The following is a 12,681-nucleotide window of genomic DNA, read 5'->3' on the forward strand; positions in this document are numbered from 1 at the left end:
TGGCGCGGCGGCGGGCCAGCGCGGCTCGCGACGGCGAGGTGTTGTTCCGGCGCGGGTGTTCCCCCGCGCGGCGCGCTCGGCTAGAACCGGTGCGCGGGCCGGCGGGGCGCAATCCGCCGGCCGAGGGAGAGACACCATGGCGGGCACGCGCGGCGGCGACGATTCGAAACTCAGCGAGATGAGCGATCTGGACGCCGACTCGCTGCGGATGCACGCCTCGGGACGGCCGGGCAAGCTCGAGATCGTCCCCAGCAAGCCGCTGGTCACCCAGCGCGACCTGTCGCTGGCCTATTCGCCCGGCGTCGCCGCGCCCTGCCTCGAGATCCAGCGCGACCCGTCGACCGCCTACGACTACACCTCGAAGGGCAACATCGTCGCCATCATCTCCAATGGCACGGCCGTGCTCGGCCTCGGCGACCTCGGGGCGCTGGCCAGCAAGCCGGTGATGGAGGGCAAGGCGGTCCTGTTCAAACGCTTCGCCGACGTCGACGGCATCGACCTCGAGGTCGACACCAAGGACGCCGACGCCTTCATCAACTGCGTCAAGCTGCTGGGCCCGAGCTTCGGCGGCATCAACCTCGAGGATATCAAGGCGCCGGAGTGCTTCATCATCGAGCAGCGCCTGCGCGAGCTGATGGACATCCCGGTCTTCCACGACGACCAGCACGGCACCGCCATCGTCTCGGCCGCCGGCCTGATCAACGCGCTGCACCTGACCGGCCGCGACCTCAAGGACGTGAAGATGGTGGTCAACGGCGCCGGCGCCGCCTCGATCGCCTGCATCGAGCTGGTCAAGGCGATGGGGCTGCCGCACGAGAACGCCATCCTGTGCGACACCAAGGGCGTCATCTACCAGGGCCGCCTCGAGGGCATGAACCAGTGGAAGTCGGCCCACGCGGTGCGCACCAAGGCGCGCACGCTGGAGGAGGCGATGAAGGGCGCCGACGTTTTCTTCGGCCTCTCGGCCAAGGGCGCCGTCACCGCCGACATGGTGCGCTCGATGGCGGCCAAGCCGATCATCTTCGCGATGGCCAACCCCGATCCCGAGATCACGCCGGAGGAGGTCAAGGCCACGCGCGGCGACGCCATCATCGCCACCGGCCGCAGCGACTACGCCAACCAGATCAACAACGTGCTGGGCTTCCCCTACATCTTCCGCGGCGCGCTCGACGTGCGCGCGCACCATCAACGAGCAGATGAAGATCGCCGCCGCCGAGGCGCTGGCCAAGCTGGCGCGCGAGGACGTGCCCGACGAGGTCGACCGCGCGTACTCCGGCCGCCGGCTGCGCTACGGGCCGGAGTACATCGTGCCGGTTCCGTTCGACCCGCGGCTGATCGTCGAGGTGTCGTCGGCGGTGGCCCAGGCGGCGATGGATTCCGGCGTCGCGCAGCGCCCGATCATCGACATGGCGGAGTACCACCGCCAGCTCTCGGGCCGGCTCGATCCGACCACCGGCTGGCTGCAGAGCCTGTTCGACGAGGTCATCGCCCATCCGCGGCGGATCGTGTTCGCCGAGGGCGAGGAGGAGCGCACCATCCGCGCCGCCATCGCGTTCCGCGACGCCGGCTACGGCACGCCGATCCTGATCGGCCGCGACGAGCTGGTGCAGGAGACGATGGCGTCGCTCGGCGTCACCGACACCTCGGGCCTCGAGATCCACAACGCCCGGCGCTCGACCAAGAACCAGCAGTACACCGACATGGTCTACGAGCGCCTGCAGCGGCAGGGCTTCCTGCGCCGCGACGTCCAGCGCATGGTCAACCAGGGCCGCAACGTGTTCGGCGCCTGCATGGTCGCGGCCGGCGACGCCGACGGCATGGTGACGGGCATCACGCGCCGCTTCCCGGAGTGCTACGCCGACGTCACCTGCGTGGTCGACGCCGAGCCGGACAAGGTGCCGATCGGCTACTCGATCGTGGTGTCGCGCGGCGGCACGGTGTTCCTCGCCGACACCTCGGTCAACGAGACCCCGACCTCGGCGCAGCTCGCGACGATCGCGCGCCAGATGGCGGCCAACGCCCGCAAGATGGGCCACGAGCCGCGCGTGGCGTTCCTGTCGTTCTCCAATTTCGGGTCGCGCGAGATCGACCGCACGGCGCGCATCCGCGAGGCCATCCACATCCTCGAGGGCCAGGCCGTCGATTTCGAGTTCGAGGGCGAGATGCAGGCCGACGTGGCGCTCGACTACGGGCTGATGAAGGGCACCTATCCGTTCAGCCGCCTGACCGGGCCGGCCAACATCCTGATCATGCCCGGCCTGCACTCGGCCCACATCTCCTCGCGCCTGATGCAGCGGCTGGGCGGCGTCACCGTGATCGGGCCGGTGATCGACGGGCTGCGCAAGCCGGTGCAGATCGTGCAGATGAGCGCCACGTCGAGCGATCTCGTCAGCCACGCGGCGCTGGCCGCGTACCATTCGCTGGGGCGCTGACGCGGGCCGGCGCCGGAAACCGGGAGCGGCGACACGCCGGCGTCGTGATCGCCCGGCATGGTGGGGTCCATGGCCGAACCGTCCTCGCTGCCGCTGCGCCGCCACCTCGTCGCCAACGCGATCGCGATCGCGCCGGCGATGGGCGCGCTCGTGGTCCTGGTCTGGACCGGCGCGCTGGCGCCGCGCCCGGCCATCATCGCCGGCGCGGCCATCGCCTTCGTCACCGCCGTCGTCGTGCGCCGCTACCTCCAGTCGTTCGTGCGTTTCGCGCGCTTCGTGGACGCGCTGGCCCGCGGCGACGCGCCGGATACACCGCGCTTCACGTTGTCGCCGGCGGCCGACGAGCTGGCGCGCGGCGTCGTCAGCCTCGACGCGATGTGGACCCGCCAGCGCGGCGCCATGGAATCGCTGTCGGCCTCGGCCCAGGCGATCATCGACGGCCTGCCCGATCCGCTGATCGGGGTCGACGGCCAGCGCCGCGTGGTGCGCGTCAACCGCGCCGCCGCCGACGTGCTGGGGCCGGTCGCGATCGACCGCGATCTGGCGGCGACCCTGCGCCAGCCGGCGCTGCTGGCGGCGGTCGACGCCGCGCGGACGGGATTGCCGGTCGACGGCGCGGTCGAGTTCGAGCTGCCGGGCCCGCCGGAGCGGTCGGTCGCCGCCCATGTCGCCCGGTTGGCGCGGCCGACGGCCGACGGCTCGCTGGTGCTCGTCGTGCTGCACGACATCACGGCGCTGCGCCGCGCCGAGCGCATGCGCGCGGATTTCGTCGCCAACGCCAGCCACGAGCTGCGCACACCGCTGGCCAGCCTGACGGGATTCATCGAGACGCTGCAGGGGCCGGCGCGCGGCGACGCCGACGCCCACGAGCGCTTCCTCGCCATCATGGCCGAGCAGGCAGGGCGCATGCGGCGGCTGGTCGAGGATCTGCTGTCGCTGTCGCGCATCGAGCAGCGCGAGCACCAGCCGCCGACCGGCCGGGTCGAGATCGGCCCGCTGCTGCGCGGGCTGGCGACGGCGCTGGAGATGCGCGCGACGGGCCGAGGTGTGGCCTTGGCGGTCGAGGTGGCCGACGATCTGCCCGCCGTCCCCGGAGACCGCGACGAATTGGCGATGGCGATCCAGAACTTGATCGACAACGCGGTCAAGTACGCCCGCGCCGGTACGACGGTGCGGATCGAGGCGCGACCGGCGGCCGGCGGTACACTGGCCGTGTCGGTGCGCGACGAAGGCGAGGGCATCGCGCCGGAGCACCTGTCGCGGTTGACGGAGCGGTTCTACCGGGTCGACTCGGCGCGGTCGCGCGAGATGGGCGGCACCGGTCTCGGCCTGGCGATCGTCAAACACATCGTCAGCAGGCACCGCGGCGCCTTGACGGTGGCGAGCGAGCCGGGTGAGGGCTCGGTTTTTACCATCACGCTGCCGATGACGCCATCCACCGGGCGCGCCGCGATCGTAACCTAATCGTAACTTTTCCGTCATAGACGAGTCTCGGCTGGAACCTACGAGTCGCGCCGCCGGCGGTCCCGAGGCCGCCGTCCGATCCCGAGCGGATCGCGATTTCCCTGGAGGTGACCATGTTGCTGACAAGACTCGTTTCCATCGCCGCGCTGGCGACGGCGGGGTCGGGCGCGGCGTTCGCGCAGACCACCATCAAGATCGACGGGTCGAGCACCGTCTTCCCGATCACCGAGGCAGTCGCCGAGGAGTTCCAGAAGAGCCAGAAAGGCAAGGTCCGGGTGACCGTCGGCATCTCCGGCACCGGCGGCGGCTTCAAGAAGTTCTGCCGCGGCGAGATCGACATCGCCGACGCCTCGCGCCCGATCCTGAAGTCCGAGATGGACGATTGCGGCAAGGCGGGGATCACCTACGTCGAGGTGCCGGTCGCGTTCGACGCGCTGACCGTCGCGGTCAACCCGAAGAACACCTGGGCGACCACGATCACCATGGCCGAGCTCAAGAAGATGTGGGAGCCGGCGGCCAAGGGCGTCGTGATGAAGTGGAAGGACGTCCGGGCGGACTGGCCGGACACGCCGCTGACGCTGTTCGGCGCCGGCGCCGACTCGGGCACGTTCGACTACTTCACCGAGGCGGTCACCGGCAAGGCGAAGTCGAGCCGGTCGGACTTCACCGCGTCCGAGGACGACAACGTCCTCGTGCAGGGCATCGAGAACGACCGCAACGCGCTGGGCTTCATCCCCTACGCCTACTACCAGCCGCACGCGACCAAGATGAAGGCGCTGGCGATCGACGAGGGCAAGGGCAAGGGCGGCGTGCTGCCGTCCGAGAAGACCGTGGTCGACGGCACCTACAGCCCGATGTCGCGCCCGCTGTTCCTCTACATCAACGTCAAGGCGCTCGGCCGCCCCGAGATGAAGGCGTTCCTCGATTTCTACCTGAAGTCGCAGAAGCTGATCACCGAGGTCAAGTACGTGCCGCTGCCCGAGCAGGCCTACGTCATCGCCCGCGAGCGCGTCGCCAAGGCGACGGCCGGAACCGCGTTCGGCGGCCATCCCGAAGTGGGTCTGCCGATCCTCGATCTGCTGAAGCGCGAACCCAAGAGCTGAACCGCGAGGGCGGCGGGGCGGGCACGCTCCGCCGCCACCCCCGTCCAGGACACGAGCGGCAAGAGGGCCCGATGACCGATGCCACGATGGCCACCGCGACGCGGCTCAACTCGCCGGCGGCGGCGGCGCGCAGACGGCGCCAGCGCGCGCGCGAGCGCGTGATCGAGGGCCTCCTGCTCGCCTGCGCCGCGGTCTCGGTCGTGACGACCGTGGCGATCGTCGGGGTCCTGCTGTTCGAATCGGTCCTGTTCTTCTCGCACGTCTCGATCGTCGAGTTCCTCACCAGCCGGACTTGGACGCCGCTGTTCGCCGACGCGCAGTACGGGATCCTGCCGCTGGTGCTGGGGACGCTGCTGTCGTCCACCGTCGCGCTGGTGGTCGCGCTGCCGCTGGGCCTCGTGATCGCGATCTACCTCAGCGAGTTCGCCGACGAGCGCGTGCGCGAGACGCTGAAGCCGTTCCTCGAGCTGCTGTCCGGCATCCCCACCGTGGTCTACGGCTACTTCGCGCTGCTGTTCATCACGCCGCTGCTGCAGAAGACGATCCTGCCGAACCTGCCGGGCTTCAACGTGCTGGGCGCCGGCATCGTGATGGGCATCATGATCATCCCCTACATCAGCTCGCTGAGCGAGGACGCGATGCGCGCGGTCCCCAACAGCCTGCGCGAGGGGTCGCTGGCGATGGGCGCGACGCGGCTGCAGACCTCGCTCAAGGTGGTCGTGCCGGCGGCCTTCTCCGGCCTCGCCGCCGCCGGCGTGCTGGCGATCTCGCGCGCCGTCGGCGAGACGATGATCGTCGCCATCGCCGCCGGCCAGCAGCCCAACTTCACCTTCGATCCGACCCAGCCCGCGGCGACCATCACCGCCTACATAGCCCAGGTGGCGCTCGGCGACCTCGCCCACGGATCGGTGGCCTACCAGTCGATCTTCGCCGCCGGCCTGACGCTGATGGCGATGACGCTGGTCTTCAACCTCGCGGGCTACGCGCTGCGCCGCAGGTTCCGGGAGGCGTACTGACCATGGCCGCCATCGAGCTCCAGGGCGCCGCCGCGCCCGATTCCGGAACCCTCTCGTCGTCCGCCCGCATCCGCGGCGCGCGGCGCGCCGAGGCGATCTTCGTCGGCCTGGGGATCATCGTCACGTCGATCGGCGTCGTCACCCTGCTGGCGCTGCTCGGCGGCCTCGCCTACGACGGATGGACCCGCCTGACCCCCGACTTCTTCACCAGCTTCCCGTCGCGCCGCGCAGGGCAGGCCGGGATCCTGTCGGCCTGGGTCGGCTCGCTGGTCGTGGTGCTGGTGTGCGCCGCCGTCGCCGTGCCGATCGGGGTCGCGGCCGGCGTCTATCTCGAGGAGTACGCGCCGCGCAACTGGCTGACCGACGTCATCGAGATCAACGTCAACAACCTCGCCGGCGTGCCGTCGATCGTCTACGGGCTGCTGGCGCTGGGCCTGTTCGTCTACGGCCTCGGACTCGGCCAGAGCGTCGCCACCGCGGGGCTGACGCTGGCGCTGCTCATCCTGCCGATCATCATCGTGGCCACGCGCGAGTCGGTGCGCGCCGTGCCGCAGGCGATCCGCGAGGCGGCCTACGGGATCGGCGCCACCAAGTGGCAGGTGACGTCGCACCACGTGCTGCCCTACGCCTCGCCCGGCGTCACCACCGGCGTGATCATCGGGCTGTCGCGCGCGATCGGCGAGACGGCGCCGCTGGTCATGATCGGCGCGCTGTCGTTCATCGCCTTCCTGCCGACGCCGCCGCTGGGGAGCGAGTTCCCGTTCGTGTCGTTCCAGTGGCTGCTCGATCCGTTCACGGTGCTGCCGATCCAGATGTTCAACTGGGTGTCGCGCCCCGACCCGGCCTTCCAGGCCAACGCGGCCGCCACCGGCCTCGTCCTTCTCGTGATGACGCTGCTGATGAACGGCTTCGCCATCTGGTTCCGCATCCGCATGCGGCGCGCGATCAAGTGGTAGACGCGCCGTCCGACCGCCATCGAGGACCGTCAATGACCGTCATGAATCTCGTCACGCCCGCCGACAAGCTGCCGCCGCCGAAGATGGAGGGCAGCAAGGTCAAGGTGTTCTACGGCGCCAAGCAGGCCCTGTTCGACGTCGACATCGCGGTGCGCGACCGGCACGTGACGGCGCTGATCGGGCCGTCGGGCTGCGGCAAGTCGACCTTCCTGCGCTGCCTCAACCGCATGAACGACGTGGTCAGCGGCGCCCGCGTCGAGGGCTCGATCACGCTCGATGGCCGCGACGTCTACGACCGTTCCGTCGACGTGGTGCAGCTGCGCGCCCGCGTCGGCATGGTGTTCCAGAAGCCGAACCCGTTCCCCAAGTCGATCTACGAGAACGTCGCCTACGGGCCGCGCATCCACGGCCTGGCCGCCAACAAGACGGAGCTCGACGAGATCGTCGAGAACAGCCTCAAGAAGGCCGGTCTGTGGAAGGAGGTCGCCGACCGCCTCGCCCAGTCGGGCACCGGCCTGTCGGGCGGCCAGCAGCAGCGCCTGTGCATCGCGCGCGCGATCGCCGTCAGCCCCGAGGTGATCCTGATGGACGAGCCGTGCTCGGCGCTCGATCCGATCGCCACCGCGATCATCGAGGAGCTGATCGACGAGCTGCGGCAGAACTTCACCATCGTGATCGTCACCCACTCCATGCAGCAGGCCGCGCGGGTGTCGCAGTTCACCGCCTTCTTCCACCTCGGCAACCTGGTCGAGTACGGCGAGACCCCGCAGATCTTCACCAACCCGAAGGCGGAGCGGACGCAGGCCTACATCACCGGCCGGTTCGGCTGAGCCCGCGCGCGACGCCCCCAACAGAAAAAACGGAGCAGCCCATGCCCGCCGACCATCTGGTCAAGAAGTTCGACGATGAGCTCGGCAAGCTCGACGCCGCCATCAGCGAGATGGGCGGCCTGGCCGAGGCCCAGCTCAGCCGCGCGCTTCAGGCCGTGCGCGACCGCGACACGGCGCTGGCCGAGGACGTCATCCGCGGCGACGCCCGCATCGACGACATCGAGCGCTCGGTGCAGGACCAGGTGATGCGCATGCTGGCGCTGCGCCAGCCCATGGCGGTCGACCTGCGCACCATCCTCTCGGCCATCAAGATCGCCGGCGCCATCGAGCGCATCGCGGACTACGCCAAGAACACCGCCAAGCGCTCGATCGTGCTGTCGCAGACCGCCGCGCCGGCGCGCGCCGTCACCGGCATCGACCGCATCGGCCGGCTGGTGCAGGGGCTGCTCAAGGACGTGCTGGACGCCTTCGCGCGCGGCGACGTCGAGAAGGCCAAGTCGGTGTGGCTGCGCGACGAGGAGATCGACGACGCCTACAACGGGCTGTTCCGCGAGCTGCTGACCTACATGATGGAGGACGCGCGCACCATCACCGCCGGCACCCACCTCATGTTCATGGCCAAGAACATCGAGCGCATCGGCGACCACGTCACCAACGTGGCCGAACTGGTGGCGTTCCGCGTCACCGGCGGGACCTTCGACGAGAGCCGGCCCAAGGGCGCGGCGAGCATCTACACGCCATGAGCATGACCGGTCCCGCAGCCACGCACGCCTCGCGGCCGCACGTCCTCGTCGTCGAGGACGAGGCGCCGCTGGTCGAGCTGCTGCGCTACAACCTCGACCGCGCCGGCTACCGGGTGTCGACCGCCGCCGACGGCGAGGCGGCGATGCGGGCGCTGGGCGAGGACATGCCCGACCTGGTGCTGCTGGACTGGATGCTGCCGCTGATGTCGGGCCTCGAGGTCTGCCGGCAGCTCAGGCGCCAGCCGACGACCTCGAACATCCCGATCATCATGCTGACGGCCCGCGGCGAGGAGCAGGACCGCGTGCGCGGGCTCGACGCCGGCGCCGACGACTACGTCACCAAGCCGTTCTCGCCGACCGAGCTGGTGGCGCGCGTGCGCGCCGTCCTGCGCCGCATCCGGCCGGCGCTGGCCGAGCAGGTGCTGGGCTACGCCGACCTGTCGATGGACCTGGTCCAGCACCGCGTCACGCGCGCCGGCCAGGCGATCCACCTCGGTCCGACCGAGTTCCGGCTGCTGCGCCATTTCATGGAGCACCCCGGCCGCGTGTTCAGCCGCGAGCAGCTGCTGGACGGCGTCTGGGGCCGCGACGTCTACATCGAGGCGCGCACGGTCGACGTGCACATCCGCCGGCTGCGCGTGGCCATCAACCTCGACGGCATGCCCGACCTCATCCGCACCGTGCGGGCGACCGGCTACGCGCTCGACACCCAGCCGCATTGACGCCCTCAGGCGTCCGCGGTCCCCGTCTTCCACACCACGTCACCCCGCCGACACGACGGCGTCACGGCCCGGCAACCGGCGCCGGCGATGGTGGTCGTGGACGGCCAGAGGGGCTTGTCTTCGACGCGGCACCGGTCGTTCCCCGACGCCGGCGCCGCCGCACTCGGACCCTTCCTACCCCACGAGGAAGGGTTCTTTTTTGACCGTCCGGCGTCACAAATACGCAACCTTTCTTTCACACGACCGTAACTTGAATCCTGCTACCGCTGCGTCCGTGGTCGTCGAGGGGGAGAAGATTTCGTGGCTGCGAAGAAACCGACCGGCGCCGCGCTGCTCGCGGCGCTCGATGCCGCCATCGCCGACGCCGAGAAGGCCTCGGCCCGCGAGGCGCTGAAGCTGGCGACCAAGCTGGCGCGCAGAGGCGCCAAGAAGCGCCGTGGCGCCGTCGACACCGCGGCGTACGTGGCGCGGCAGGCGACGCTGGAGGCGCTGCGGGCGGCCCGGCTGGAAATCGAAGGCGCCAACGTGCCGGCCGCGTGAGCGGTCTCAATCCAGTTTGAAGCCACGGGCGCGCACGAACGCGCCGAAATCGGCGCGCTCCGGATTGGCGTATTGCCGCGCCTTGTCGGCCGACCAGCCATAGGGCTCGACGCGGCCGAACCGCGCCTCGTCGCGCTGGCGGCGGTAGGGTTGCGCGGCGGCGCGGCGGGCATCGTACGCCGCCACCTTCTCGCGCACGCCCGTCTCGTCGAACCCGTCATGGTGCACGCGCACGTCGAGCGGCAGGCGCATCGCGACCTCGGCGGCGCGCGCCGGCCATCCGACCGCGAGTCCGGCGACCGGAAAGACGTGCGCCGGCAGGCCGCAGATGTCCGACACGGTGGCGGCGTGGTTGCGGATCTGGCTGATCGGGCAGCAGCCCAGGCCGACCGCCTCGGCCGCCGCGACGAACGTCCCCAGCACGATGCCGGCGTCGACCGCGGCGTTGAAGAACGGATCGAGATGGTCGTTGGGGAACGGCGTGCCGTGCCACGACGCGATCTGGCGCTGGCGCCGGTTGTTGCCGAGAAAGACCAGGGAACGCCGGCGCGGCCGCCAGCCACGGATGGTCGGGAATGGTCGCGAACAGAGCGGCGCGCTTGGCCGGATCGTCCAGAACCAGAATGTCGCCCTGCTGCAGGTCGCTCTTGGTCGGCGACGCCAGCGCCGCGGCGCAAAGCGTGCGCAGCAGCGCCGGGTCGACCGGCCGCGGCTCGAACGCCCGGCGCACGCCCCGCGCCAGCATGCGCTGGAGCGTGCCGGCGCCCTCGGCCGGGATGTCGGCCGCCACGCGCTCGCCGAAGCGCCGTTCGATCAGGTCCGGGATATCGGTCATGCGTGCATTCCTTCCGACGCGCTGGCGTCATGTCGCTGGTGTAGACTGCCACGAAATCTCCGGAGGGAGCATCCGCGATGACCGATTCCCTGCGCCACGACGACCCGGTCGACGACATCGGCCGCAACCCGACGACGGGCCCACGATTCGGCGACATCGTCGCCCGCCGCCTGTCGCGGCGCGGCGCCCTGGGCGCGATCGCGGCCGCCGCGGTGGCGCCGGTCACGCTGCGTCCATCGCTCGCCAAGGCGGTCTCGTCGCTCGGTTTCGCGGAACTGTCGGCCAAGCCGTCGCCGACCCACGCCGTCGCCAAGGGCTACCGCGCCGACATCCTCATCCGCTGGGGAGATCCGGTCGAGGCCGGCGCACCGGCCTTCGATCCGCGCGCGCTCACGGCGGCGGGACAGTCGAAGCAGTGGGGCTACAACAACGATTTCCTCGCCTTCATGCCGCTGCCGCCGGGCTCGACCGCGTCCGACCACGGGCTGCTGGTCGCCAACCACGAGTACACGAACACCGCCTTCATGTGGTCGGGCATCAAGAGCGACACGGTGATGGCGGCGATGACGCGGGAGCGCGTCGAGGTCGAGCTGGCGGCGCACGGCCTGTCGGTCGTCGAGGTCAAGCGCGCCGATGGACGCTGGTCGGTGGTCGCCGGCGGCCGCCACAACCGGCGCCTGCCGATGACGGCGCCGTTCCGCGTCGCCGGGCCGGCGGCGGGCCATCCCCGGCTGCGCACGTCGGCCGATCCCGCCGGAACGCGCGTTCTGGGAACGCTCAACAACTGCGCCGGCGGCAAGACCCCTTGGGGCACGACGCTGCACGGCGAAGAGAATTTCCACGCCTATTTCTCCGGAGCGGCGCCGGCGGATTCGGAAGCGGCGGCGCGCAAGCGCTACGGCGTCGGCACCAGCGCGCGCGGCTACCGCTGGTGGGGAGCGCGCGTCGACCGGTTCGATCTCGCCAAGGAGCCGAACGAACCCAACCGGTTCGGCTGGGTGGTCGAGCTCGATCCCTACGATCCGGCCTCGACGCCGGTGATACGCACCGCGCTGGGCCGCTGCAAGCACGAGGGCGCCACGACGGTCGTGAACCGCGACGGCCGCGTCGTCGTCTACAGCGGCGACGACGAGCGCAACGAGTACATCTACAAATTCGTCACGGCGGGAAGGTTCGATCCCGCGGACCGCGCCGCCAACATGGACCTGCTCGACGCCGGCACGCTGCACGCCGCGCGCTTCGACGCCGACGGCACGATGCGGTGGCTGCGGCTCGTCCACGGCGAGGGCCCGCTGACGGCGGCCAACGGCTTCGCGTCGCAGGCCGACGTTCTGATCGAGGCGCGCCGCGCCGCCGATCTGCTAGGCGCCACGCGGATGGACCGGCCGGAGGACGTCGAGACGAATCCGACGACGGGGATCGTCTACGCCGCGCTGACCAACAACGCCGAGCGCAAGGACGACCAGAAGGATCCGGCGAACCCGCGGGCCGACAACGTCGGCGGCCACATCGTGGCGATGATCCCGCCCGGCGCGCCGGGCAAGGACGTCGACCACGCCGCAGACACGTTCCGCTGGGAGATCCCGATCCTCGCCGGCGACCCGTCGAAGCCCGGCACGGGCGCGCGCTACCACGCCGACACCACGGCGGACGGCTGGTTCGCCTGTCCCGACAACGTCGCCTTCGACCCCAAGGGGCGGCTCTGGATCTCCACCGACACCGGCAGCAACTGGGTGAAGTTCGGCATCCCCGACGGGTTGTGGGCCTGCGATGTCGCCGGCGACGCCGCCTACCTGACGAAGCGTTTCTTCGCCTGCCCGCTCGGCGCGGAGATGTGCGGACCCGAGTTCACTCCGGACGGACGGACGCTGTTCCTCGCCGTGCAGCATCCCGGCACCGACGGGCTGCCCGGCTCCAGCTTCGATACCCCCGCGACGCGCTGGCCCGACTTCAAGGACGACACGCCGCCCCGCCCCAGCGTGGTGGTCGTCACGCGCGAGGACGGCGGCGAGATCGGAACTTGAGGGCGCGTCCGGCCGG

General features: G+C 70.6%; 9 protein-coding genes and 2 pseudogenes. 10 read left to right on the forward strand and 1 reads right to left on the reverse strand.

What is annotated here, in order from left to right:
* The first annotated feature begins 178 nt into the window (after positions 1 to 178).
* From IPK81_12120 to IPK81_12160, 9 genes and pseudogenes are all read left to right on the forward strand, one after another.
* Positions 179 to 2,432, forward strand: a pseudogene (locus IPK81_12120) (NADP-dependent malic enzyme).
* A gap of 69 nt (positions 2,433 to 2,501) precedes the next feature.
* Positions 2,502 to 3,896 carry a PAS domain-containing protein gene (locus tag IPK81_12125; GenBank protein ID QQS14823.1) on the forward strand — a complete coding sequence of 465 codons (1,395 nt, stop codon included), beginning with the start codon at positions 2,502 to 2,504 and terminating at the stop codon, positions 3,894 to 3,896.
* 113 nt (positions 3,897 to 4,009) lie between these two features.
* Positions 4,010 to 4,999 (forward strand): PstS family phosphate ABC transporter substrate-binding protein, encoded by a 990-nt coding sequence (locus IPK81_12130; GenBank protein QQS14824.1) that lies wholly within the window; start codon positions 4,010 to 4,012, stop codon positions 4,997 to 4,999.
* Between the two features lie 86 nt (positions 5,000 to 5,085).
* The gene (gene pstC / locus IPK81_12135; GenBank protein QQS15078.1) at positions 5,086 to 6,015 is read left to right on the forward strand and encodes a phosphate ABC transporter permease subunit PstC; all 930 of its coding nucleotides are present in this window, start codon (positions 5,086 to 5,088) and stop codon (positions 6,013 to 6,015) included.
* A 2-nt stretch (positions 6,016 to 6,017) separates the two neighbouring features.
* On the forward strand, positions 6,018 to 6,971 hold the full coding sequence (gene pstA, locus IPK81_12140) for a phosphate ABC transporter permease PstA (protein ID QQS14825.1): 954 nt from the start codon (positions 6,018 to 6,020) through the stop codon (positions 6,969 to 6,971).
* 32 nt (positions 6,972 to 7,003) lie between these two features.
* On the forward strand, positions 7,004 to 7,801 hold the full coding sequence (locus IPK81_12145; protein QQS14826.1) for a phosphate ABC transporter ATP-binding protein: 798 nt from the start codon (positions 7,004 to 7,006) through the stop codon (positions 7,799 to 7,801).
* Between the two features lie 41 nt (positions 7,802 to 7,842).
* Positions 7,843 to 8,544 (forward strand): phosphate signaling complex protein PhoU, encoded by a 702-nt coding sequence (gene phoU / locus IPK81_12150; protein ID QQS14827.1) that lies wholly within the window; start codon positions 7,843 to 7,845, stop codon positions 8,542 to 8,544.
* Between the two features lie 2 nt (positions 8,545 to 8,546).
* Positions 8,547 to 9,266 carry a phosphate regulon transcriptional regulator PhoB gene (gene phoB, locus IPK81_12155; GenBank protein ID QQS15079.1) on the forward strand — a complete coding sequence of 240 codons (720 nt, stop codon included), beginning with the start codon at positions 8,547 to 8,549 and terminating at the stop codon, positions 9,264 to 9,266.
* A gap of 300 nt (positions 9,267 to 9,566) precedes the next feature.
* Complete coding sequence (locus IPK81_12160) at positions 9,567 to 9,806, forward strand: hypothetical protein (protein QQS14828.1); 240 nt, start codon at positions 9,567 to 9,569, stop codon at positions 9,804 to 9,806.
* Between the two features lie 6 nt (positions 9,807 to 9,812).
* Here IPK81_12160 and IPK81_12165 read toward each other — a convergent pair.
* A pseudogene (locus IPK81_12165) lies at positions 9,813 to 10,641 on the reverse strand (nitroreductase family protein).
* A gap of 77 nt (positions 10,642 to 10,718) precedes the next feature.
* Between IPK81_12165 and IPK81_12170 the strand changes: the two are divergent.
* A complete protein-coding gene (locus IPK81_12170) occupies positions 10,719 to 12,665 on the forward strand; it encodes a PhoX family phosphatase (GenBank protein QQS14829.1) in 1,947 nt (648 codons plus the stop codon).
* Positions 12,666 to 12,681 lie beyond the last annotated feature (16 nt).

It is taken from the genome of Rhodospirillales bacterium (genome assembly GCA_016699855.1).
Lineage (GTDB): Bacteria > Pseudomonadota > Alphaproteobacteria > Reyranellales > Reyranellaceae.